The organism is Arcicella aquatica (genome assembly GCF_034928825.1).
In the GTDB taxonomy this organism is placed as follows: Bacteria; Bacteroidota; Bacteroidia; order Cytophagales; family Spirosomataceae; genus Arcicella; species Arcicella aquatica.
The window spans coordinates 1-23,352 of record NZ_JAYFUL010000069.1 but is presented as its reverse complement, the minus strand read 5'-3'; the positions used below and the strand labels follow the sequence as shown (position 1 = coordinate 23,352).

The 23,352-nt window shown below is 34.0% G+C and carries 21 protein-coding genes; 7 read left to right on the top strand and 14 right to left on the bottom strand.

Translation table 11 applies throughout. From position 1 onward, the window contains the following. The first annotated feature begins 190 nt into the window (after nucleotides 1-190). A complete protein-coding gene (locus tag VB264_RS23680; RefSeq protein ID WP_323253671.1) occupies nucleotides 191-394 on the top strand; it encodes a hypothetical protein in 204 nt (67 codons plus the stop codon). A gap of 99 nt (nucleotides 395-493) precedes the next feature. Here the strand turns inward: VB264_RS23680 and VB264_RS23675 are convergent, their stop codons facing one another. The 4 genes from VB264_RS23675 to VB264_RS23660 are packed head-to-tail and all read right to left on the bottom strand — an operon-like array spanning nucleotide 494 to nucleotide 5,009. Continuing rightward, nucleotides 494-1,324 carry a hypothetical protein gene (locus tag VB264_RS23675; RefSeq protein ID WP_323253669.1) on the bottom strand — a complete coding sequence of 277 codons (831 nt, stop codon included), beginning with the start codon at nucleotides 1,322-1,324 and terminating at the stop codon, nucleotides 494-496. Nucleotides 1,325-1,329: 5 nt separating this feature from the next. Then, complete coding sequence (locus tag VB264_RS23670) at nucleotides 1,330-2,133, bottom strand: phosphodiester glycosidase family protein (protein ID WP_323253667.1); 804 nt, start codon at nucleotides 2,131-2,133, stop codon at nucleotides 1,330-1,332. Beyond that, nucleotides 2,130-3,359: a phosphodiester glycosidase family protein gene (locus tag VB264_RS23665; protein WP_323253665.1), complete on the bottom strand. Its 1,230-nt coding sequence runs from the start codon at nucleotides 3,357-3,359 to the stop codon at nucleotides 2,130-2,132. Before VB264_RS23665 ends, VB264_RS23670 begins: the two co-directional genes overlap by 4 nt. 15 nt (nucleotides 3,360-3,374) lie before the next feature. Further along, nucleotides 3,375-5,009, bottom strand: a complete 1,635-nt coding sequence (locus VB264_RS23660; RefSeq protein WP_323253664.1) for a hypothetical protein — start codon at nucleotides 5,007-5,009, stop codon at nucleotides 3,375-3,377. Between the two features lie 1,214 nt (nucleotides 5,010-6,223). Here VB264_RS23660 and VB264_RS23655 point away from each other — a divergent pair. Beyond that, nucleotides 6,224-6,712 (top strand): hypothetical protein, encoded by a 489-nt coding sequence (locus tag VB264_RS23655; protein WP_323253662.1) that lies wholly within the window; start codon nucleotides 6,224-6,226, stop codon nucleotides 6,710-6,712. A 219-nt stretch (nucleotides 6,713-6,931) separates the two neighbouring features. Then, nucleotides 6,932-7,276: a hypothetical protein gene (locus VB264_RS23650; RefSeq protein WP_323253660.1), complete on the top strand. Its 345-nt coding sequence runs from the start codon at nucleotides 6,932-6,934 to the stop codon at nucleotides 7,274-7,276. Nucleotides 7,277-7,417: 141 nt separating this feature from the next. Here the strand turns inward: VB264_RS23650 and VB264_RS23645 are convergent, their stop codons facing one another. Beyond that, nucleotides 7,418-9,280 (bottom strand): TlpA disulfide reductase family protein, encoded by a 1,863-nt coding sequence (locus VB264_RS23645; RefSeq protein ID WP_323253658.1) that lies wholly within the window; start codon nucleotides 9,278-9,280, stop codon nucleotides 7,418-7,420. Nucleotides 9,281-9,639: 359 nt separating this feature from the next. On the opposite strand from VB264_RS23645, the gene VB264_RS23640 reads away from it, so the two are divergent. Continuing rightward, the gene (locus VB264_RS23640) at nucleotides 9,640-9,885 is read left to right on the top strand and encodes a hypothetical protein (protein ID WP_323253656.1); all 246 of its coding nucleotides are present in this window, start codon (nucleotides 9,640-9,642) and stop codon (nucleotides 9,883-9,885) included. A 292-nt stretch (nucleotides 9,886-10,177) separates the two neighbouring features. Beyond that, on the top strand, nucleotides 10,178-10,423 hold the full coding sequence (locus tag VB264_RS23635; protein ID WP_323253654.1) for a hypothetical protein: 246 nt from the start codon (nucleotides 10,178-10,180) through the stop codon (nucleotides 10,421-10,423). A 138-nt stretch (nucleotides 10,424-10,561) separates the two neighbouring features. Here VB264_RS23635 and VB264_RS23630 read toward each other — a convergent pair whose 3' ends face one another. After that, on the bottom strand, nucleotides 10,562-12,820 hold the full coding sequence (locus VB264_RS23630) for a carbohydrate binding family 9 domain-containing protein (protein WP_323253652.1): 2,259 nt from the start codon (nucleotides 12,818-12,820) through the stop codon (nucleotides 10,562-10,564). 452 nt (nucleotides 12,821-13,272) lie between these two features. Between VB264_RS23630 and VB264_RS23625 the strand changes: the two genes are divergently transcribed. Together VB264_RS23625 and VB264_RS23620 are read left to right on the top strand one after the other, a co-directional pair. Then, a complete protein-coding gene (locus tag VB264_RS23625) occupies nucleotides 13,273-14,361 on the top strand; it encodes a sensor histidine kinase (protein WP_323253650.1) in 1,089 nt (362 codons plus the stop codon). Between the two features lie 245 nt (nucleotides 14,362-14,606). Next, a complete protein-coding gene (locus VB264_RS23620; protein ID WP_323253648.1) occupies nucleotides 14,607-15,347 on the top strand; it encodes a LytR/AlgR family response regulator transcription factor in 741 nt (246 codons plus the stop codon). A gap of 467 nt (nucleotides 15,348-15,814) precedes the next feature. Here the strand turns inward: VB264_RS23620 and VB264_RS23615 are convergent, their stop codons facing one another. The 8 genes from VB264_RS23615 to VB264_RS23580 form a co-directional block, all read right to left on the bottom strand. Then, the gene (locus VB264_RS23615; protein WP_323253646.1) at nucleotides 15,815-16,324 is read right to left on the bottom strand and encodes an O-acetyl-ADP-ribose deacetylase; all 510 of its coding nucleotides are present in this window, start codon (nucleotides 16,322-16,324) and stop codon (nucleotides 15,815-15,817) included. Nucleotides 16,325-16,393: 69 nt separating this feature from the next. Next, the gene (locus VB264_RS23610; RefSeq protein ID WP_323253644.1) at nucleotides 16,394-17,989 is read right to left on the bottom strand and encodes a Na+/H+ antiporter; all 1,596 of its coding nucleotides are present in this window, start codon (nucleotides 17,987-17,989) and stop codon (nucleotides 16,394-16,396) included. Nucleotides 17,990-18,200: 211 nt separating this feature from the next. Then, entirely contained in the window at nucleotides 18,201-19,469 is a 1,269-nt protein-coding gene (locus VB264_RS23605) for a lipoprotein N-acyltransferase Lnb domain-containing protein (RefSeq protein WP_323253642.1), read from the bottom strand. Between the two features lie 49 nt (nucleotides 19,470-19,518). After that, a complete protein-coding gene (rsmI, locus tag VB264_RS23600; protein ID WP_323253640.1) occupies nucleotides 19,519-20,193 on the bottom strand; it encodes a 16S rRNA (cytidine(1402)-2'-O)-methyltransferase in 675 nt (224 codons plus the stop codon). Between the two features lie 214 nt (nucleotides 20,194-20,407). Then, nucleotides 20,408-20,638 carry a 4a-hydroxytetrahydrobiopterin dehydratase gene (locus VB264_RS23595; RefSeq protein ID WP_323253638.1) on the bottom strand — a complete coding sequence of 77 codons (231 nt, stop codon included), beginning with the start codon at nucleotides 20,636-20,638 and terminating at the stop codon, nucleotides 20,408-20,410. Nucleotides 20,639-20,845: 207 nt separating this feature from the next. Continuing rightward, the gene (locus VB264_RS23590) at nucleotides 20,846-22,165 is read right to left on the bottom strand and encodes a hypothetical protein (RefSeq protein ID WP_323253636.1); all 1,320 of its coding nucleotides are present in this window, start codon (nucleotides 22,163-22,165) and stop codon (nucleotides 20,846-20,848) included. A gap of 53 nt (nucleotides 22,166-22,218) precedes the next feature. Next, on the bottom strand, nucleotides 22,219-22,893 hold the full coding sequence (locus VB264_RS23585; RefSeq protein WP_323253634.1) for a hypothetical protein: 675 nt from the start codon (nucleotides 22,891-22,893) through the stop codon (nucleotides 22,219-22,221). A gap of 141 nt (nucleotides 22,894-23,034) precedes the next feature. Beyond that, nucleotides 23,035-23,223 carry a hypothetical protein gene (locus tag VB264_RS23580; RefSeq protein WP_323253632.1) on the bottom strand — a complete coding sequence of 63 codons (189 nt, stop codon included), beginning with the start codon at nucleotides 23,221-23,223 and terminating at the stop codon, nucleotides 23,035-23,037. Between the last annotated feature and the right edge of the window lie 129 nt (nucleotides 23,224-23,352).

Below are 23,352 nucleotides of genomic sequence, written 5' to 3'. Positions count from 1 at the left end.
TGAAGCTCTTTGTGCTCCTTTTCAACTTTGGTCAATTCGAAATATTCCAGAATGCCTTCTGGTAAGAAAAAACTAATGAGACTTTGTTCGGATGGATTCAAGGGAAATTAGTATTGGTTGAGAATGCAAAGAAAAGAAATTATTCGATGCCCCCAACTATTTGACTTGACCCGTTTACAAGCGTTTTGCATTGTGGTTCAGCACATTGAAAGACTATGATGATGTTTACATCATAATGCACGAAGGATCTGAATATCTGGCAGTAATTCTATCTGGTGGTGGAGAGAGTGGTGAATATGGTAAACTTACAAAAAAACAAAAGGAGGAATTCACCTCTTTAATGCGTAACTACTTGAAAGAAAAAGGTATTTCATTTTTTATTGAAAAAATTTGATAGTGTTTGGTGTAAACTATTCTCTCGCTTGGGGCAATGTGTTTTCTCAGACGTAGTGAAAAACACTACGCCAAGCAGGGATAACTAAAAGAAAAAATATTAATTTAAAGAAGTATAAGCAAAGAATCTATCTCTTAAAACAACTTTCCACGAGTTTTTATCCGTTCGACTTAGTACAGCATTACCATCTATTTTGATAGAATGTCCATCACTATGATGTGGAGTTTCTGAATGCCATTTTTTTAAGCGATTCTGTGATATGAAATCAGCAAAAAACATTGTTCCATCATGAAAACCAGAAACAACGCCATGCTCATTTCCAACAATGAATGTACCAACTAAATTAGCCTGCCCTCCCCCTTCTTTAATATCAACTAAATTCATAGAACCAATTGCATCACCTAATACTAAATCCCATTTTCCGGACCAATTCTTAGTGGTTGGCTGGGTTAAAGAATAAGCAACATTTAGTGTTGCAGTATCTGAATAGACACCATGTTTTGTTTTTAACTGGGCAATTAACTTATAAGAACCAGAACGAATAGGTATAAATGTAGTATTTTTTAAATCAGCTGGATGTATCACTTGTTCTATCTCAGGTGTATCGAAGACAGTATTTCCTTTAGTATCAAAAGCTGATTGTTTATAAATTAATGTTAAAACGCCTTGACTAACAGGAAGAGATGATTTTGGGAAAATAATAACATCAACTGTAAATGGTTTGCCGTAAAGAATATTACTTTCAGGAACTATTAATTCAACACTCCCTTCTTCGTTCCAAATCCAGTGAAACAATATTTGTTTTACTGGAGACAAAAGAAAAGTAACGGTTGTTAAGATTCCGACAAAAAATGTTTTGTATTCATTCCTTAAAAACGCCCAAATCTGAGTTGGTATGGTTTTTATAAAGTTCTGAAAAACTTTCGCCATGTTATTTATTTCTTTATGTGTAAAATATTTGCTATGTAAGTTCTGTTTCTTGTTCCTACAAAAAAATTATTCAATTTGGGTATATATAAGCTTACATTCGGTCCACCATCAAGAGCTAAAAAAGTATCAGTATTGATATCCTTTGTTTTTAACAATTCTCCTAATTCATATAAAGACATAGCATATCCATCGTCATTATATGCTATAACTATCAATAAATTACCAAAATTGTCAAATCCAATTCCTATTCTATTTGAACGAGAATAAGAATTACTAAATACAACATTCTTACCATTATCTACTACTATTGGTTTACTTTGTAGTATATAATTATAACTAAATAAGTTAAGATTATTATGAAAAGAAATGGGTAAAATCATTATTTCTTTATTACTCTGTAATAAGAAGCCTCCCTGTTCCCAATCTTTAAAATTACTTCTTATTACATTATTTATTTTTACCAAACCATCATATTTTTTACTATCATCGTAAAATCCGCCATTTGTAATCACAATATCATCTAATTGTTCATAATTTGATAGTTCATTTCTTGGTTCGATACTTTTTCCTAAATCTTCTATTGTAAAAGAAAGATTATTAATTGGTATCTTAAGCCAAACAAATTGCAATCCATTCCAAGTTGAAGCTGTATTGTTTATTTTTATTTGGTTAATCTCAATACTTAGGCCTTTAACAGTCTTATTACTTGATTTTTTATATATTAATAAATCATTTACTGAATTTTGTGATTTACAATTTACCTCAAAAATCAAAAGAATAAATAAAAGTTGTATAGTTTTTAATATCATTTTTTTTCTTTTATAACTAATCCAATTAGTGGTCCTAAATTACCGTAAAGCTCATCATCACTTGTTTTGTCTTGAACATACATTTTTGAAATCGCTCCATCTAAATATAAGGCATTCTTACATTTGAATTTTTCTTTGAATATGAGCGAAAAATCATAAAAAGTTATTGGTTCATTAGATATTATAAAAATTATTCTCCCATCTTCTAATAAACCAACTCCATTTCTTACATTAACATTTCTTGATTCTTTGTTAAAATTTTCATTAATCACACCATGAGAAATAAGCATAGGTCCAGATTGTGTTGCAAAGTTAACCTTGCATTTTAACTTAATATATTCATCCGTAGTACAAACAATAGGTGAATTTTTGTCACTAATGTAAAATATACCATTTGGCTGAATATAAAAGTTTAAAAATTCACCTCTTAGTTCCCGTTTTAAATCTACTTCTGTTATTTCGTTCCCATTTGTTACAAAGAGACCTTGAGGATATCCATCTCGCATATACATCCCTGCATTTGTTGCAAATAGAAGCCTTTTTCCTTCTCTTTTTAAATCGTTCTTCAAATTATTGATATTTCCATAAATGTTCCCTTGTTTATTGGTTAAAAAAAAGGAAAGTATTTTTTCCTTTTCAGCAAAATCTACAACAAAAAAGTTATAATCAACCTTATTGTATGTAGATTGTCCAAAACCATTTTTAACTCTTTTTTCTGGGTTTTCATTATTATAATCATTAATTTTATTTTTTGAATTTTGGGTAGATTCATTAACGGTTTGTGAATTAAGATGTTTTTGGGATATACTTTCATTAAGCCTGTTGATGTTATTTGCAATCTTTTTATTTAAACTATTAATATAGTTTAAATGTGATTTTGTTTCTTCCAATGGGTCGTTAATATTGTAATTTTCAACGAGCTGATTAATTGAATCTTCAAATTTTTTTAAAGCAGAATCAAAATCCTCTAGTTGATTATGTATCTCATAAAATATTTTTGAGTCATCAGTGTCAATATTTTTGTTTTTTTTTAATGATGAAAAACTACTTTGAAGATCTTTTTGTGAACTTCTAAATAATTTGTATTGATTTCTATAGTATCCAATAGTATCTTTTTTAAATTCTATAGATTTATCTTGATTTAGAGAAAATAAGTTAGTGCTTTGTTTTTTTGAAAAAAACGAAATACTAAAGCCCAGAATACAAATGAAAATTATCTTAGTCATAGCTTTGAGTTATTTTTATTCACGATAAAAAACAATTAAGTTTGTAGTCTCTGAAAAATTTTTATTTTCGTTACCTTTTATATACCCTAATTCATATCCATTCTCATCAAATGTAGATAAACAATCTAAAGCACCTGTATCTAAGTTTAAAAGAGCAATTACTTCCATATTCCTCTGATTTTTTATATAACTCAATGCTTCATTTGAAGCATCCCACAGTTTCACATCTTTTGTAATATTGAAAATAACATATTGTACATTACCAGATATTTTATCTTTTACTAAAGCAAATAATCTTCTTGAAACAATACGATTATTTGCTTTATCGGCATCTGTTTTATTGAAATTTAAATAATTTTTCCAGCCTAATAGATGGGTTTGAAAAATAGTTGCATCTTCATTTACACACCAATCAAGAAATTCTATTCTATGAAAGATATTATTTAAATCAATTGTTTTGTTGAGCGGTGAACCTACATTGAGATTTTTTTCTTCAATATTAGAGACAGCGATTCCACCAGTTGCATATATAATCGCTAATCCATCCATTTGAAGCTGCAAACTTCTATTTACAATAACGCCATTATCAACAGTTAAGCCCACAGGGGTAGAGTTGTCGCTTTTTTTGAAAGCTGTAGAATATGCACCACTGCAAACTAAAATTATTTTATTAGTAGTTGCTGATTTCTTCCAATCCAAATATTTTGTATAGGCATCTCCACTTGCAAAATATTTTACTTTTATTCGTTTCGTTAGTGAACGATTCAACCATACAACTTGACCATAATCTTCATAGTTTTGTTTTAACTTGTAAATATTAACTTCTCCGTGATGAAAGCTATCAATAAAAGTTTCATCTAAAATATTTAGAACTTTATTATTTGATGTATCAGTGAAAGTGTTATCAATTGAAATGTTACTGCTTAGAAAAAAGTAGATAAAGACCAAAACGAATACCTTTTTAAATATTTTTAGGGCATTCATGTTTATTCTTTTTTTTATAAAATAAAAAGTAAAATTTAGAATAGTAATTAAAATTAAAACTAAAAGAATTATCAATAAAGTTTCTTTAAGATAGGCGGAAAAAGCTTTTCTTAATATATAATTAAAGTTTCCATGTCTAAAATGATACCAAGTTTTTTCAAAAATATTTTTTTTGACATGAATTGAATAATGTTGAATACTTAAATTGTTTATCAATTTGTCGACATCCTCGTTATTAGGATTAATAGTTTTTTTATTTATTTCATTTTGTAACTTAGAAGAAATATCACTAAGAATTACATTTTGTACTATACCAAAAGAAAAATATCTAATTGAATCAGATTTATATATGTTATAAAAAGCCTCACTTATTTTATAATTTTCAGTCAAAAAATCTATTGAACTCTTTTTTTCTACACTTTTAAAATATAGAGTTAGCGTATTTTCAATAAAAATGAAATCAGTAATGTTCTTTGTTTTTAAGAGCATTAAATCATCTTTAAACATCTTAAAATTAAAGTTCTTTACATATTGTTTGTAAGGGAATTTATTAAGCGTTTTATCGTTTGTATTGTTTTGTAAATATTGTTCAACCTTAACAATATTAGCAGTTATTGTTGGTGTTAAAAATAATGTGAGAATTAACACCATTAAGATTCTTTTCATAATTTATTTGATATTAAATGGAATTAGTTGATTTTTTGTATATCATGAACACACGCAAGATGTACACGCCAGTACATTAAATTTTAACTGATAGGGTTTATTAAAATAATTTAACATTTCATATATCTTAACTTGCTTAAATACTACTCTATCTACAAAACCCCTATATCTAAACAGTCATCGAACCCCATTACTTCAATGCTTACTTGGGTGATGTGGCTATGTCTAGTTGTCTTACTTATTCCTTATCATTATTTTTTATGTTGAGCCACTTAAGAGCACAATTCCAACTTTAAATGGCTTTACCATCAAATTCATTAGGCATACAAGCATAACGTATCCATTTATACGTATTGCAAAATCAGGATGCGTTGCTTCAACTCATAATATGAGTTGGTCTAAGGTCTTTGTAATCTTGGATGCTTCAATAAAAAGATTTGGTTTGACAAGGTTTATTGTCTGCCAATATTCTTTTGGTTTGTTTTAATTTTTATATTCAATAGTTAATGTGTTATACAAGTGTCAGATTGTCAATAAGATATGTGCTGTCCTAAATGTTTAATTAAACCTAGCAAATCGCTGATAAAAAGTCAATAAAATGGTCATAAAAAAAATGGAAAACTTATTATACGGTATTACGCTTTAATTATTTATCGGGTTTATGTATTTTAAGGACTAAAATTATGCAAAATCTACCACCATATTAAATACACAGCCCCGCCCAGATAAATGTGGGATAATCCATTTCTCTATTGTATTTTTACCCTTGCTTGGTGTAGTGTTTTTACCAAATTCAACACACAGTGTAATCATTTAATAATTCTCAAAACTTATTATGGAAAAAGACTTAAAAACCCGTCACGATTCTTTTGCAATTCTTAATCAAACACACTACACAGGTTTTATCATTAGATTCGCCCTCTTGCTGTTTCTATCGTGGTTTTTATATTATCAGTACACCGCTCATGAAGATTCCGTATATGCTTTGCTGCCCTTATCTAAAAAGGCAGTAAATGATATCATCCTTTTTGTATGCTTATGTATTCCCTCTGTAGCATCAAAAAAAATCACCCTTTATTGGCTAGCACTAGTTTTGTTTGCGTCTATTATCTCATGGTAGTAGGAGGCTGGGGAGGTTGTAATAAGGTTGTTCTATGTCTAAAGACGTGGAACAGCTAAGTTAAATTATAGGTTTATACTAATCAAAAACAAACATGAAAACAAAACATTTATATACTCAGAAAATTAGTTTATTCCCCATGCTGTTTCACGGCTTTAGATGTTACTTCTTTTTAGTAATATCTATTTTTTTTTACAATTGCAGTAACCATACTTCAAAAAGCAATGAATGGGCAAAGAACAAACCGCCTCAATTTTTAGACAATAGTAAAACTTCAGACAGTTTGAATGTAGCGTATAGTTGTGAAGGGATAGAATATGAAAATTGGGCAGAAGAAGATGCTAAGGACTCTTGTTTGACGGTCAGTTTAATAAATAGTAACAAAATACCAACGGGTAATATAGATACTGTTGGCGAACAATTCCGAAGGATAGCTTTATCAATACAAAAATCACTAGTAAAACCCCAAGCCTATCGTTCTTATAATATCATTTTTGTCAAGAAAATCACCGAGCCAGACGGTTCAATAATCAAAGTCCATTCATCAGGTATGGAAATATCGAATAAAAATTTAAGTAAATAAACAGTTAAATATCATCCTTTTTCGTTTCCGCTAAGGATTGTACTACTCCAAGTGATTTCTCAGTGATTTTCAAATCTTTGAAATAGAAGCTGTCTAAACTTTCCGTTTCTGAGGTGAAAGTATTGTATTTTTGAATTGATTTTTTCAAAATTTACGAAGCATAGCATCGCTAGGTTGAGTAAAGGGATAAAACCTAAATAAATTTAAAAGGTAATTAAAATGGAAAAAGAATTTTATTATATAGATGAATTCAATGTAAAGACTGTCTTCCACCATCAACTATATCTTGACTTTTTATGTAAATGTGTAAAAGATATTTTAAAAAAAGATGTGGATACTAAGGTTTACGAGCGTTGGGCGTCGTGGTTTAACACATTGGATGACTATAATGATGTTTACATTATCATGCACGAAGGATCTGAATATCTGGCAGTAATTCTATCTGGTGGCGGTGAGAGTAATGAATATGGCAAACTTACAAAAAAACAAAAGGAGGAATTCACCTCTTTAATGCTTAACTACTTGAAAGAAAAAGGTATTTCATCTTTTATTGAAAAAATTTGATAGTGTTTGGGATAAACTATTCTCTCGCTTGGGGCAATGTGCTTTCTCTGACGTAGTGAAAAACACTACGCCAAGCGAGGGTTGTTGGTTGGATTATCTTACATGTAACATAACATAGGAAACTTGAAAATGACGAAATGATTATTCACTAATTATTTCAACAACAGACTTTAATTCCTTAATTAATTTCTCCTCAGAACCGAACCCCTCACTTTTATATCGAATTTTCCCGTTAGTATCAATTACGAATTTCGCTGGAATACCTTGTACATTATAAGCCGTAGTTACTTTATAGTTTAAATCCTTCATTTCGTCTATCAGTACATGGAAATCCTCTACTTTTTTTGTACTAAGTATTCTATTTATTTTTTCATCCTTATTCTTTATTTCTTCGTTCTCCATAGTATCAATAAAAAGAAACTTCACAGGCTTGTCTTTGAGTTCAATCATTGCTTTTTTCATAGCAGGGAATGACGCTATGCAAGGTGCACACCATGTAGCCCAAAAATCCAATACTAGAATACTTCCTTTGAAATCAGATAACCTTACTAAGTTTCCATTCAAATCTCTAAGTTTAAAATCTGGTGCGTCAATATTTATCATTTTTTGTTTTAAAACCAGCATATTTGCATTCTCAGACTTTTCTTTTACACTAATATTTGCCTTTTCAAATCCAATTTCACTACCAGTTGAAGCTACGTATGCTACTTTGTAAAGAGAATCAATAATAGGGTTTGAAACATTATCTTTAATATATTCTTCTGAAAGGGTTCTTGCTTCTTGAAATTGACCATCTGCTATCAAATATTGAATTAGGCGTTTATTTAGGTCTGTGAAAATATAATTTTTGAGATATATGGCTTTTTTTTGATTTATAATAGCACTTTTCTTATCCCCTAATTTAAAAAGAATTTCAGCATACGTATTAAGTGCATCTCCATAAAAAGTGGATAATGTATCATAACTTTGATGTGATAAAATTGATTTCTCAATTATTATTTTTGCTTGTCTGAGGTCTTTGTTCTCTTCTGAAATTCCAGAAGCTACTTCATTCAATTTACCTCCAACCATAATGAAAACCTGTTCAGATTTATCTTTTTCTACCAATGAATTAAATACTAAATCAAGGTTTTCAAAATCATATTTTTTGGCATAAGCTACAAGTAACTCAACTGTTAAAGCTCTATACTGTCTCTTGCTTAGGTGTGGAAAACTCTTCACGATATTCTCATATAGAGTAATGGCTGTATCAGGCTTTACTTGTGAATAATAACTTAATATTTCAAAATTCTTATTAAGTGCAGTAAATCCATTTGGATATTTCTGAACGACTAATTTTTTTAATGAGTCGGCGACTTTATAATTTCCATTTGCAATAATATTTGCATAGCGACTGGAAAAAATTTCATTACCCCCTGTTTTCAATATTTCTTTAAAGTTTTCTTTTGCCAAACCCATTGCTTCCGTTTTACGAATTGGTATTCTCGATAGATGTTCAATATAATAAGGCAGCGTTGATTCCCTCATATCAGGATGTAATGTGTATTCTTTTTCTATTAGTTCTAACGCTTTTTCACGCTCAACATCACCTCTAAAAATAAATTCATTCCAAGAGTTTGTATAACCTTGTTCGAAAAAGGTTCCTTTTTTAGGTTTATCTCCTTCATAAACATTGAAACCATAACCCTTTCCTCCATTATTATCTATTTCTTTTTTGTTTACAATTTTAATAGTAAAAAAAGAGACCGAATCTGGAAGGATAAAAGTACCGGTTAATTCATTATTAATTAATTGAGTTTTGATTCCTTTCTGAGGTATTCTATAATCATCATCAAAACAAAAAATATGATACATTTTTGTACCTGCTTTTGCTAACTTCCCCGTGTAAGTGATTGTAATTTTTTGACCTGATTCAGGCTTTGAAGGATTCAAGGTGATGTGGCTTATTTGGGTATAAGCACTTAACGTGATAACGTTGAGTAACAATAATAAAGCATATTTCATAGGTAATAAAGGTTTTAAAAATTAAGCAGAGAAAGTTACACCTTTTAGATTAAATATAATAATAACACGCTCCTAAAATATATATTAGATGCGTTTTAAGATTAAGGTGAAATTAAGTTTTAACCCTCGCTTGGCGTAGTGTTTTTCACTACGTCAGTGTGTTAGGCCTTCTTAGAAGGCTACGCTTAGTCTGCAACGGCTAGTGACTGAGTAGTCAACTTGTAAGTTATAAAATTAGTTGCATTTTTGCAATGTAACATTGCAGTACGCTCTGACGCAGTAAAAAACACTACGCCAAGCGAGGGAAATAATTTAACAGTTTAATCAAATGTTTTCAAACATAAAATTAATATTAGTCGATGGAACAAAATAATGAATTGATTTTTGATGTGATAAGTGGAGATGATGAAGTTATACTTGACGTTATTTCTAAATATAATGATATATATAAAACTGATTTCACAGTTTTAGAATTTAATTACGATGAAGTAGTAATGGCTAAAATTAAAGTTACAAAATATGAAATATTAAATATTTTTCATTTGGGATATTGTTTTTCTGCAAGAATAGAAAAGAAACGACAAAAAGGAGAGATAAATTGGTAGAAAATGTTTCTATAGTTAATATTGTTTGTTCTATATTATCCAGATTACCCACTTGGAAGTGGGTAAGACTTACTGTCATTCATTTAAGTATATGTGCTTACTTATATTATAGTTCCTTTATCTATCTGGTCGTAGCAGATTCTATAATCAGTTTGAAGAATAAAAGGCAATATTTATCCTGCTGTTAGAGTAGAAATAAAAATAATTTTAGAGAATAAATATTGTGATTCTTGTATGAGTAGAATTCAACAGTTTAATCAATTATTTTCAAACATAAAATTAATATTAGTCAATGGAACAAAATAATGAATTGATTTTTGATGTGATAAGTGGAGATGATGAAGTTATACTTGAAGCTATTTTTGAGTATAATAATATACATAAAACTGATTTTACAGTTTTAGAATTTGATTACGATGAAGTAGTAATTGTTACAATTAAAGTCACAAAATATAATATATCTGATATTTTTAAATTAGGATATCTTTTTTCTGCTTGTGCAGAAAAGAAACGCCAAAAAGGAGAAATATATTGGTAATATTTATCTACCCAACTGGTGCAAGAGCTAATACTTGTCGTAGGTTCTCCTACGACCCCTAAAGAGAAAAAGAGCATCACGCTCGCATAGTAACATTATTGATGACAAAACGATTAACAATATAAAAACTACTTACCCTCAAAACTGCTTCAAATAAGAAAGCTTCGCTATCAAATGCAGCTCATGCTGACGTGCCAGTTCGTTTGTCGTGATTCTTGTTAGTCCATCGTTTGATAATTGGGTGCGGTAGTCGTTGAAACCACGCTGATTGAGTACCAAGTATAGGAACGACAACGGTTGGTATTCCCATGAAAAACGGATATTCCATACATCAAAATCGTTGGTAGAATTATGCTGATAAAACCCAATTAATTGTACCCTCGGGTTCAATGCAAATCGTCCCGAAAGGGTATATAATTGAGTATTGCCTGAAGCCTTTTCTGTCCCCAAATTACTATAACTATTGTTAGTAAAGCGTGCTTCCATGGAAATATGCGGAATCGGGGCAAATCTAAATGTTGAGGAAAAAGTAGTTAATGAGCCATCGTAATATTTACCAATTTCTACATTTCCCGAGATTGATACTTTTTTAGACCCATCCGTTTCTCCAAATATCATGTAGCGATTGTACTTGAATTTCCCGCTTGGGATAGCTACTTTAAAAAACGACAGCGTGTCGCTCCCGTCGCTATAGTCAATCAACTGATAAAAGTGGTTCGTGAAAAGACCAAGCCCTCCGCCGTTTTGGAAGGTAAACCACACAGGATTCGTACTCCATTGCTCTTCAACAAGCTTGCCCGTCGTGGCAGAATAATAGTTCAGGTAATATCCGCCTGGTTCAAATGCCCTGATAAAACTAGGTAACCATTTCCCCCGATTCAGCCAGTAAAAACCTGCCGAATTTTCAACCACATCAGGACGAGCCACAAAACCCATCTCAGGGTTAAAAGCCTTGTTGTTGATATTTTGTGTAAGCCAATATATCCACGATATTCCCTTGTGTACCAATTGATAATGCCCTGCCAAACCCGTTTGATTTTCGTTACTCGACTTCGATAACATCGCCATCGTATTTACGTTGGTACTTTCGTTGATACGGAAGAAGCCATCTGCCGAAGCCGTTATATTGGCATGGTCGCTATCGTTTTTTAAGGTAGCAATACCGCCAATTCTATTTTGCTTGCCTATATTTTGTGAGTATCTCCCTACGACAAAATCCGTAGCAGAATATACATCATTCCCCTTCTGGCGAACATACATAAAACCCGTATTGCTTTTGGTAGAACGGTTTACCAGCCTAGCACCGACCTCAATCGGCACAGGATTTCCATCATTATCCAAGCCTATTCTTCTACTGAAAAATGGCTGGATTCGTTGCTGACCGCCATAAAACTCTTCAATAGGGCTAAGTCCCGCAGCAAAAAGAGAGGCATTTTCTAAGAAAAACTGTCGGCGTTCTGGAAAGAAAACTGAAAGCCTCGATAAATTATTTACCTGTCGGTCGGCATCGGCTTGGGCAAAATCCGTATTATAGGTCAAATCCAGTACGGTGTTGGGTGTAATCGCCCACTTTATTTCACCACCCAATTTTACTTTAGAACCATTACTTTGGTCATAAAACTCCGAGCCGTTGTATCTATCTTCCGAAATCAATAAATAGGGCTGAAACCTGATGTTAGGTTTGGGGGGCGGAGGTAATATGCCCGATAGTTTTCCAGCATACTGCATCCTAGCAGGCGTAAAAGCGCGTGGCAGAGCCGACCAAATGGTTTGCTCGTTGCTCATGCGTCGCATTCTGAAAAAGTTAACGCCCCATGTATTTGTCTCGGTAGTGCGCTGATAGCGTAGGGTTTGCCAAGGTATTGCAAACTCAGCAATCCATGCTGTGTCGTTTCTGGAAGTACGCACACGCCAAAGCCCGTCCCAATCGTCATCAAACACTTGGTCGTCGAATGCCAGCAAGTCTTTTTGCGACCCATACGGATTGGTCATAAAAATCATCGCATTGCGTTCGTCATTAAACCCATCTATAGAAATACCGACTTGGTCACTTCGACCAAAAGTAAAGTCACGCTGAAGGTTGGTCACACGTAATGCCTGTTTGCCCAGAGGTTCGTGCATGATAGCTGCGACATATAAATAATCGGCATTATACACAAGCTTGAAAACAGACTTTTGCGAAGCTGGTTGTTTCTGAAAAGGTTCTACCTGAACAAAGTCTGTGATAGATTGAGCATTTTTCCAGACAGATTCGTCTAGTTTACCATCAACTTTGATAGGGTAATTGATAAAGGTGGCCTGAGTTTGTTTTTTGATAGAATCAGGTAGGAAAATCTCTTGGGCTTGGATGAAGCAACAACCACCCAAAAATAGTAACAAAGCGTAAAAATAGCGCATAAATATGGTTGAAAATAAAGAGGTTTGTAATTTTCTAGTAAAGGTGTAAGGTACACAAAAATTAGGGACACAGCAAAGCCACGTCCCTATACCCCTTAACCAAATTAATTATTATCTTACTTATAAAAAATATCTTTTTGAGAAGAATATTGCAATAAAACTCCGCAAGAAAAACGTTTTTATAGTGTTTCTATACGGAGTTTTTGAAACTTTTTTACTATTTATAATGGGTTGATGAATTGTAATTCAAAAATTACATCCTGCAATTAAGTTGAAAATACGGTATAAATTTAGATAAATTCGCCAAAAAACGCTAAATATTCGACCAATAACGTGAAAAAGATAAGATTCAGTATAGCAATATTGTGATACAGTTTATCGAAAATAATATCTTTTTACTAATTTTTTGTATAAATTTGATAAACTATCTTCTCAATCAATATCTAAAAACCGTGCAGACAACAGCTTCATTACCCCATAGAACCGCCTTTTTTACGGATCTTCCGGCAGGAGGAGTCCTTAGCCATCGTTGGGTCTATCACTCTCTGTTTTGGATTGTGCTTAGCATGTACAACATTTTGTATTTTGGGTTTTTATTAAACAACTATACTCAGGCTATTTTTGAGTATTCCATGAAATTTCCGTTTTATTTTATCTTGGTCTATGGTAATATCTATTACCTGATTCCCCGATTTTTATTAACAGGTAAATATATCCAATATTTTGTGTTTTTGGTGCTAGCAACCCTCGTTTCGGTGGCTATTATCCAGACGCTCATCAATCATTTGATACTGATTAATTACTGTCCAGTGGGCTATCGCCCCAAGGCTTTATTCGACCCTAAGCCTACTGCCAAAAGAATGTTTGATACTTTTTCGGTACTGGGGGTTACGAGTGGTATTAAACTGACCAAAGACTGGATTGACAATCAGGAAAAAATAAAGGAGTTGGAAGGGCAAAGTGTCAAGAATGAATTAGAGTTTTTAAAGTCGCAGATACAACCGCATTTCTTTTTTAATACCTTAAACAATTTGTATTCGTTAACTATCAAGAAATCTGATTTAGCCCCTGAGGTAGTAGTAAAATTGTCTGGATTGATGAGCTATATGTTGTATGAGTCTGACAGCCATGAAACAACGCTAAAAAAAGAGATAGAGCATATCCAGAATTATCTGGATTTAGAAAGTCTACGCTTCGGTAAACGCCTGAACCTTGATTTTGAAATAGAAGGGAGTACCGAACAGCGAAAACTGCCACCATTGTTGTTGTTACCGTTTATCGAGAACGCCTTTAAACACGGTACGTCACACGAAACAGGGATTTTAGATTTAAAAATAACGCTAAAAATCATCAAGGGGAAATTGCTTTTTGTAGTAGTCAATCCGCGATTTGATAATAACACTAATCGAAAAAAACACAAAGGATTAGGACTTAAGAATGTTCAGCGACGATTGGCCCTGCTTTATGGGAATAATTATGAACTGAATATACAGCCTACTGAAAATCAATATGTTATTTCTTTGTTCATTCCTTTGAAATAAAACGTATCGGTATAGCTCAGTTCCATTCTTCTTTTATTAAAATATTAAAACCGTGGGCTGTGGCACACAGAACACAACCAGCATTCAACTCCTTTCTATTAGCGGGTGACTTAAGTCACCCGCTAATAGAAAATGATTTTTAGGATTATATTATCAAAAGAAGTTTAGCACATTGCATAAGAGGTTTTTGCAGAATAATATTTGAGGATATTTTTATTTGAGATGACCACTTAGCTTTACAAAACATGAAACTAAAAACGCTAATAGTAGATGACGAGCCACTGGCTTTGGATGTCTTAGAAACATTTATCGAACGCATCGATAGCCTTGAATTAGTGGGGCGTTGTGAAAACGGTATTCAGGCTTTCAATTACCTCAAAAAAGGTGATATAGATTTACTTTTTCTGGATATTGAAATGCCTACTTTAGATGGAATGGAGCTATTAAAAAGCCTTCAAAATCCCCCTAAAGTAATTATCACTACGGCCTATCGTGACTATGCCGTTGAAAGTTTTGAGCTTAGCGTGGTTGATTATTTACTGAAACCTATTCCTTTTCAGCGCTTTGTAAAGGCTGTCAACAAAGTAGTTCCTCAGGAAAACGAAGGTAGTCAGCCAGTCACGACGGGTAATATTCAGACTAGTGTCAGCGAACGCCCCGAGGCAATGTTTATTAAGGTTGACAAACGCATTGTAAAGATTAATTTTGCCGATATTCTATTCATAGAGTCGCTGAAAGATTATATCAGGATTCATACGCTGGCAGGAACATTTGTAACCTATCAAACGATGAATGGGATAGGGGATATTTTACCTGTCGAGCAATTTGCCCGCATCCATAAATCATTTATTGTGTCTATTTCAAAGGTGACATCCATCGAAGCAGGCGATTTAATCGTTTGTGGCAAAAGCCTACCAGTAGGTAGAAGTTTTAGAGATGGTATCTTGGAGAAGATTTATAAGACAGGGGTTTTGGCGGTGAAGTAGAAGGTTTTTGAGTTGAGAGTTGTGAGTGATGAGTTTTGAGTTAAAAATTGTCATTGCCTAAAATACGTTGCCCCACATCTGGTCGTAGGCTCTCCTACGACCCTAAAGATAAAAGAGCGTCACGCTCGAATACCTATAAATAAATGGTCACTCCTTATGACTAGGGATAAGAACCTAGAACTTAACAACCTTGAAGCTCTTTTGAAACCCTCATTCTGGTCGTAGGCTCTCCTACGACCTCAAAGATAAAAGAGCGTCACGCTCGAATACCTAAAAATCACCTTAAACAATTTCGAGCGAGACGCTCTTCCGTGTTTTGGGTCTTAGGAGAACCTAAGACCAGTAAAGGACTTAAGTCCATCGTTAGAAATAAACTTTACTCTGCTCTCCGACTAGACATCCCGAGATGCTTCAAAGGACAAAATCCAGAAGCAAAATTATTTTTAAGCTCTCAAATTGTGGTTTTATTACATTAAGAATTCAGAATAGATTTTATAGTTTTCTTCATCAAAACAAACGAACACAATTTTCTCTATTTTGTTTGTTGTAGTCAAAAAATCAGTAACAGCTTGAATTGCTATTTGAGCAGCTTTTTCTTTGGGGAATTTATAAATACCAGTGCTGATATTGGGAAATGAAATGGAGCTTACTCCATTGTCTAATGCAAGTTTAAGACTATTAGAATATGCAGATGACAATAATTCCTCTTCATTACTCTTACCGTTATTCCAAACAGGTCCGACAGCATGAATAACAAATTTAGCAGGCAGTTTTCCAGCAGTTGTTATGACAGCTTCTCCGACTTTGCAACCTCCTTGTTTATTTCTGATTTTCTGACAATCTTCAAGTATAGCTTTGCCTCCTGCCTTATGTATTGCACCATCAACACCACTACCTCCAAGCAATGATGTATTTGCAGCATTTACAATTGCATCAACTTCTATTTGAGTAATATCTCCTTTTAGAACTGTAATCATTGTTTATATGAAAGTCTTTTAGTTTTATGATTTTTGCTCTTCGACTAGGCGTACTAAAATCCCTCTCTACTACACCATTTTTGCCCTAACCTTAAACTCCTCAATATCAATCAAAGACTGGTACTTTCGGATTAATTCTTCATCAAATTCATCTTTTAGGTTTAAGGTATTTAGTAGTGTACGTTGGTCTTCGAGCATCTCAAGGTAAATCGTCTGACTATTTGTTCCTGCAAAAACTTCATCACTTTCACTATGTTCTATTCTTTGGGTCAAAAAGCTTAGTTCAATCTTAAATTTTTCATACAAATTATTCAAATGCACGTTTTGTAAACAGCCCTCACCGTACTTTTCTTCTAAAAATAATAGAGAGTTTTTAGCAATTTTCTTTTGAATAATTACTTCTTGATCATCTTCATTGATGTTGTGATCGCTGATATATACTTTTTTTATTATCCACGGGAGCGTAAGTCCTTGAAACACCAAGGTTACTAAAATAACAATAAAGGTGATGAATAGAATTAAGTTACGGTGCGGAAAAGGTTGCTCTTCGTTAATAAGCAAAGGTATCGAAAGGGCAGAAGCCAAAGATACTACGCCTCGCATGCCAGCCCAACCAAAAATAAAAGGTATTCTCCACCCCGGATTCGAGTCTGCTACGGTAATAAACCTACTCATAAAACGAGTAGTAAGTGAAGCCCCCATTGTACATATTATTCGAGTAATAATTATCACCACTGAAATAATAAGACCATAACCAATGGCTTTTTCTAAACCTACTTCGCCAAGTTGGTTAACTACGGTAGGTAACTGAAGACCAATCAATAAAAAAACAAAACCATTTAGTACAAATACCAAGTTTGTCCATACGTTCTCGCCCTGAATCCTACTCATGTAAGTAAGCGTTTTTTGGCGTTTGCTTGATAAAAAAAGTCCACCGCTTACCACAGCAAGCACCCCTGAATAATGGAAACTTTCGGCAAAGTAATACATACAATAGGGTGTAACGAAAGTCATTACTATTTCGATATTGGAGGTAGTGGGTAACCATTTATAGATACCATAAAAGATAAGCCCTATCAACACGCCAATTAACAAACCCATTACCACTACCATAAAAAAGCTTTGGGTAGCCTCCTTAATGTGAAATTGCCCTGTGATAATAGTGGCTAAAGCAAAACGAAATACAATCAACGAGGAAGCATCATTCATCAAACTTTCGCCTTCACAAATGCTTATGAGCATTTTGGGAGCTTTTACTTGCCTTAGAATCGTTGAGGCAGAAATAGCATCTGGCGGAGAAATAATTCCCCCTAGTAAGAAACCAAAGGCTAAGCTAAATTCAGGAATGATGGCATTTGATACAACAGCAATGATACAAGAGGTAATGATGACTATCGGAAAAGCAAAACTTGTGATGACGCGTCTCCATTTCCAAAACTCTTTCCATGATATTTGCCAAGCAGCATCATAGAGTAAGGGAGGCAAGAAGATAAAAAAGACGAGGTCGGGCTCAATCGTTACATTAGAAAATTTAGGAATAAAACTAAGTACCAGTCCACCCAATACTAGCACGATGGGATAGGCCAAACGAAGTTTGTTCGCAACCATCACCAATGCTAAAATTATCAAGATAAGATAAATATAATCAAAGAATAAATGTTGCATACCAATGTTGGGTGAAAGTGAGTCTATAGTAGAATATTCCTAGCGAGGGACTTAAGTCCCTCGCTAGGAATAAAGAATTGAATTTAACAGCTTTACTTTAGAGAAAAGATAACTTATGACCAAAATGTCATTAAATACTAACCCATTCTATTAACGTGTGATGTAAGGTACACGCTAATAGAATGGGTTTTGAGGATGCAGAAGCAAGAATTTACTCCAAAGTATGCTCTTTATGAATCACTTCCAAACGGCGTCCTTTAATGATTTTACGGAATTTAGTTTGGGTCATTCTATGTTCTCTTTCAAAGCCAGCATGATAGAATGCTCTTATGATAAGGATTAGTACCAGTAATGTAATATCCCACGAATATTGTACGGCAAAAAATAAGCCCATCGCTAATAGCAAGCCAATAAACATGTAATAATATCCATACCAGTAGCTACCGTTACGCTCGTTAGTCATCAAAATAATAGGAATATGGAATGGAAAAGCCCACAAAAGGTTTTTGTTATAATTAGTTACGCCGTGGTCGGTACCAAACCACAAGAAAAGTAATAACCAACCAATGAGCCCTGCTATCGAAAAAAGCACTTTATCGAAATTATAACCTTTTTGTCGGCGTTTCCAATGCTGATACGTTTTATAGCCAGTAAATATCAATACCAACAATAGCCAGAATCGAGGCGTTAGGATGAAAAGTGGCTCTTCGTTGATGGGCGTAGTACTATACATGGGGTTCTCGGAACGAACCAAAAAACGCAAAACGTGGTGTGTCATTCTTTTGGCAGCACGCATACTTTTTTGCAAGTTTTCAGGTAAGTAACAAGACTTAAACTGTAATATTCTTTCGTCGGCAGGAGCCCCCAATGCAATGTTCATCCCTAAGGCAGACCAGTAATGATGCTTTCTGATTAAACATTTGTTCATCCATTGGCGATAGGTACTGTCGTTCATTTCGGGGATATTTTGCAAATGCACACTATCAGTACAAGCCACCATCATGGCATCGCGGACACGGGTTGCACAGTTATCATAAAAGAATTTGTACATATATACCCTCGTAGTAGGGTTATTATAGGTTTCTTCGAGATTATTGTACACAATTTGCTTTTGTGCAAGCGACAAATCCAGTACCTGTTCCGTCATATTACGGTGCTGTTCCAGATAATACTGTTGGTAGGCAGGCATTGGTGCATACGACATCTTGTAAGGGAGCTGTCCTTTTACAAATTTCCAGTAGAAGTTCTCCGTTTCAAAATCATAGATGCCAAAATTATAAGCCTTATCTATTTGATTAACGGGGTCGTAAATCCACAAAAGCGTATGCCCAAAAGCATCATTTAGCTCATTTCCGGGCTCTACGGTAATCAAACTTACTTTACTGTTTTCAGATAATGTTTGAGCTTTTACCAACACATTTGCAGAAATGAGCATGGCAAAAACAAGTATTAAATGTTTAAAATAAGAGAGGTATTTCATTGATTAGTTTGGATTTGGGATGAATTTTCCCCCTAAAATAGTAATTTTTTTATGCTTTACCAGCAACTACAATCACAATTTCACCTTTAATAGTATTTGGGTTGGTTTGATAATGCAATAAAATTTCAGCCAAAGTTCCCCTGATGTTTTCCTCAAACACCTTTGTCAACTCACGCGAAACACAAGCCTGACGCTCAGGAGTGAGGTATTCGGCTAATTGTTCAAGGGTTTTTAACAAACGATGGGGCGACTCATAAAAGATGATTGTTCGTTCTTCTTCTGCTAAATTTTTAAGTCTGGTTTGTCTTCCTTTTTTATGGGGCAGAAACCCTTCAAACGTAAAACGGTCGGCAGGTAAGCCCGAATTTACCAAAGCAGGTACAAAAGCCGTAGCTCCCGGTAAACATTCAACTTCGATGCCTTGTTTTAGACATTCTCTGACCAACAAAAAGCCAGGGTCAGAGATAGCAGGCGTTCCCGCATCTGATATCAAGGCTAGTACTTTGCCTTCCTTTAATAGTTTGATAATGCCATTGGTGCCATGATGCTCATTATGGGCATGGTGTGCATACAGTGGCTTTGAGATATTCAAATGCTTTAGCAATATGCCAGAATTTCGGGTGTCCTCAGCCAATATAGCATCAACAGATTGTAAAACTTTTACTGCTCTGTATGTAATATCATCCAGATTGCCAATGGGCGTTGGAACAAGGTACAATTTCATAATGTTATTTTTAATTCAATCAGTCTTTAACACTTCCATCACTAGCGAGGGACTTAAGTCCCTCGCTAGTGATGGAAGTGTTATTTATTTCTTATTTTGTTAACCATTCACATCCGTTTTTGGGTGCTACAGACCACCGGTGAAAAAAATCTTTTCTATTAGCAGGTGACTTAAGTCACCTGCTAATAGAAAAGATTAGTCCTTGACTTTTATTTCAGACCAGTGAGTCAATCGCCTTCGCTAATTTATGGTCTTTTTCAGTCACGACATCTCCTTTATCGTGCGTATTCAATTCAATACTTACTTTATTATAAACATTCGTCCAAAAAGGGTGATGATTTTGTTTTTCAGCCAATAACGCCACCCTAGTCATAAAGGCAAAAGCTGCTGAAAAGTCATCGAAAAGAAAGCTTCTTTTCAATTTATTATCTTCTTCTATCCACATAACAAAATTGTTTAAAAATGTGTGAAGCATTCAAAATACCTGAATACATTGTAAAAGTACAATAGTTTGGGCATTTTACCAGAATTGGGGAAGGAATAGGGAGATTTAGAGAGGAGGAAGGTATATCGTTTGGATGAAATTGATATAATTATGCTTTCGGACGCTGTGGACGAATGCAATTCGTCCCTACCTGAAATAGTGATGAAATCATAGCCGTTTAGCCAGTTGAGATACGTTAATAAGTGGTATTTTAGTATGATATCTCTCATTGATTTTTTTAATCGTTTCGTTGGCGATTACAGCACTACCAATGGCGGAGGGGTGTATTCCATCTTCCGAAAAAAAATTGCCATTGGGAAATGAGGGGTCAATAAACAAACCGTCCTCAGTATAGTATTTGCCTGCTAAAATCGTTTTATAAAGACTGTACATATCCACCATGGGTAGGTTATACAGTTTGGCGAAATATTCGGTTGTATTGGTGTTTAATACATCTTTGATGATGATACGGAATTGCTTGGCTTCATCGGCAGAAATTACATCTTCATCCAATAAAATGCTTTTTTTATTACTTACAAATGCCTTTTTTATGCCATCGGTAGGAATTAATAACGTACTGTCGCTCAATGCTTGCCCAGTTGTATTGTTTTTTGGCATTAATTGACTTGCCTGATATAAATGAAAGTATGGGAAATCAAGAAAATCAGGCATATTGTATAACACCATTTTTAGCCCAACTTTTTTGTAGTCTCGAATAAATTGGCTTTTGGGGTAAAAGTATCCTTCATGTAACCTATTCTGAATGTTAAAATTTTGAGTATAACATGCCCAACCTATCCATGAATCTAGGTCTTCAAAGTGAAGTAAAAGGTGTGTTTTTTGGGGGATTGTGTAGGCGAAATAGTGGAATGGAGTTTCGTTTGTTCCTTTATCAGAATAAAACCGAAATAGATAACTGAAATACGGTTCTTTGCCTTTAGGATAATAAAAATAGCTGTTTGATGGATTCGAATTGGTTCCAGGACCTTCTGGCCAAGATATATTATCTACATAGGTTCCCTTGAAGGGCGTTAATCTGAGTGGCATCTGAGAAACAATGGCGGTTTGGTTGGTTACTTTTTTCCAAGATGGCAGACTAGCTTTTCGGTCATAGATTAGATAACCGCTTCCATTTCCTTGTTCTTTTTCAAATAAGGGAGAGATAAATGCCTGAAGCTGCATCTGATGGGCGATTAGCTCAGGGATAGATGTAATTTGCCCTTCCCTGTACAATCCTCCATTTCGGCTACCAGACGGAAACGAGCCACCAAGTGCCACCATTCTAATTGCTGAGGTATCATCCTGCTGTCGGAGCAGTTCGATATCAGGTGCGAAAGCTACAGGAGGTAGTTCAATGTCGTCTTTGACGGGTAAAGATATTTCTTCTGTGATAATCGAAACAGGTATTTCCTCTGTTATGACCGAATCAGGTCTGCATGCAGAAAGAATGGATATGATAAGGAATGAGTATAGAATCTTGGGTTTCATTGAGGTTATATTTTTGTCCTTTTGAACATCTCGAAAAGTAAAATCTTTGATAATTACTGTTTAATAACCTTCAAATCAGTGAAATATCCTTCAGTGCCAACATCTACAAATAGTCCTAAGGCACCACTGATATTTTCGCCAAGTTTTAAGTCGTTTACTATCAATGAGGGTTGTTTGTTTTCGTTTAAAAAGAGTTTTGCTTGCTTGCCTTTCACTATCATCTTGAGCGTTATCCATTCATTCAAGCCCATATCTGCATAGGATTCATACATTTCGGGACTCTCTTTTCTGAGTCGTGAAAACTTGAAGTCGGGAAAGGAAAAGTATTGGATGGAATGATTACGACGTACTTGGTCGTCGGTTCTACCATTGGTAGGACGTATATAGATACATTCAAATTTTGAGTTGTCTTCATTGGCTCTGAATGCTACGCCGATGAATCCACGAGCCGTAGGAGTGGCTTTCTTTTCTAAGCGACTCAATACCTTTACTTCAATGATGCCATCTTTAAAATCAACATCTTTGATTCGGACAAAAGTGGCTTCATCAGCTGCCATGATGGTGGAATCTTTGATAACCTTGACAACATCTTTACCCTGAAATTTTTCCAGAGACATATATACTTGATTGGCCACAAGGTTGTTTGATGTTAGTTTAACTTTTTGTGCATAAAGTCCTTGTGGAAGAATAAAAATACTGATAATTAAGAAAAATTGCAATGTTTTCATTAGCTGAGATTCTGTTTTGAAAAAAGAACGATGAGATAACACGAAAAAAAAAATCGGTAGCTCATCGTTCTTGAAATCAAATATAACTTTATTTTGATTTTGTTTGGCTATTTATTGATAATTTTCAAGTCTTTGAAAACCCTATAATTTTTCGATAGCCTCAGCCAAAGTAACAACTTTGCCCAATGCTCCAAATTCGGGTAAATCACCAAAAACTTCTATTCGGATAGACTGGTCTAAACCACCCACACGCAAAGGCACAAAGCCATTATCGAGAATCAGTTGCTCAATCATCGCATTGATACTGTTATCATCAAAAGGAAGATACATTAAAAAATAGGGTAGTCCTAAAAATGTAATGCTTTATTTATCTTTGTCATAAAAAAGGTAAAATGAACTGTAGTCATTGTGGTAGTGTAACAACGAAGAAGAATGGTCATACCCATTATGGGAAACAAA

Excerpts from the sequence above, each read along its gene's own strand:
- VB264_RS23675 (WP_323253669.1), bottom strand. The coding sequence starts at position 1,324 with ATGGCGAAAGTTTTTCAGAACTTTATAAAAACCATACCAACTCAGATT.
- VB264_RS23670 (WP_323253667.1), bottom strand. The coding sequence starts at position 2,133 with ATGATATTAAAAACTATACAACTTTTATTTATTCTTTTGATTTTTGAG.
- VB264_RS23665 (WP_323253665.1), bottom strand. The coding sequence starts at position 3,359 with ATGACTAAGATAATTTTCATTTGTATTCTGGGCTTTAGTATTTCGTTT.
- VB264_RS23660 (WP_323253664.1), bottom strand. The coding sequence starts at position 5,009 with ATGAAAAGAATCTTAATGGTGTTAATTCTCACATTATTTTTAACACCA.
- VB264_RS23655 (WP_323253662.1), top strand. The coding sequence starts at position 6,224 with ATGAAAACAAAACATTTATATACTCAGAAAATTAGTTTATTCCCCATG.
- VB264_RS23650 (WP_323253660.1), top strand. The coding sequence starts at position 6,932 with ATGGAAAAAGAATTTTATTATATAGATGAATTCAATGTAAAGACTGTC.
- VB264_RS23645 (WP_323253658.1), bottom strand. The coding sequence starts at position 9,280 with ATGAAATATGCTTTATTATTGTTACTCAACGTTATCACGTTAAGTGCT.
- VB264_RS23640 (WP_323253656.1), top strand. The coding sequence starts at position 9,640 with ATGGAACAAAATAATGAATTGATTTTTGATGTGATAAGTGGAGATGAT.
- VB264_RS23635 (WP_323253654.1), top strand. The coding sequence starts at position 10,178 with ATGGAACAAAATAATGAATTGATTTTTGATGTGATAAGTGGAGATGAT.
- VB264_RS23630 (WP_323253652.1), bottom strand. The coding sequence starts at position 12,820 with ATGCGCTATTTTTACGCTTTGTTACTATTTTTGGGTGGTTGTTGCTTC.
- VB264_RS23620 (WP_323253648.1), top strand. The coding sequence starts at position 14,607 with ATGAAACTAAAAACGCTAATAGTAGATGACGAGCCACTGGCTTTGGAT.
- VB264_RS23615 (WP_323253646.1), bottom strand. The coding sequence starts at position 16,324 with ATGATTACAGTTCTAAAAGGAGATATTACTCAAATAGAAGTTGATGCA.
- VB264_RS23610 (WP_323253644.1), bottom strand. The coding sequence starts at position 17,989 with ATGCAACATTTATTCTTTGATTATATTTATCTTATCTTGATAATTTTA.
- VB264_RS23605 (WP_323253642.1), bottom strand. The coding sequence starts at position 19,469 with ATGAAATACCTCTCTTATTTTAAACATTTAATACTTGTTTTTGCCATG.
- rsmI (WP_323253640.1), bottom strand. The coding sequence starts at position 20,193 with ATGAAATTGTACCTTGTTCCAACGCCCATTGGCAATCTGGATGATATT.
- VB264_RS23595 (WP_323253638.1), bottom strand. The coding sequence starts at position 20,638 with ATGTGGATAGAAGAAGATAATAAATTGAAAAGAAGCTTTCTTTTCGAT.
- VB264_RS23590 (WP_323253636.1), bottom strand. The coding sequence starts at position 22,165 with ATGAAACCCAAGATTCTATACTCATTCCTTATCATATCCATTCTTTCT.
- VB264_RS23585 (WP_323253634.1), bottom strand. The coding sequence starts at position 22,893 with ATGAAAACATTGCAATTTTTCTTAATTATCAGTATTTTTATTCTTCCA.
- VB264_RS23580 (WP_323253632.1), bottom strand. The coding sequence starts at position 23,223 with ATGTATCTTCCTTTTGATGATAACAGTATCAATGCGATGATTGAGCAA.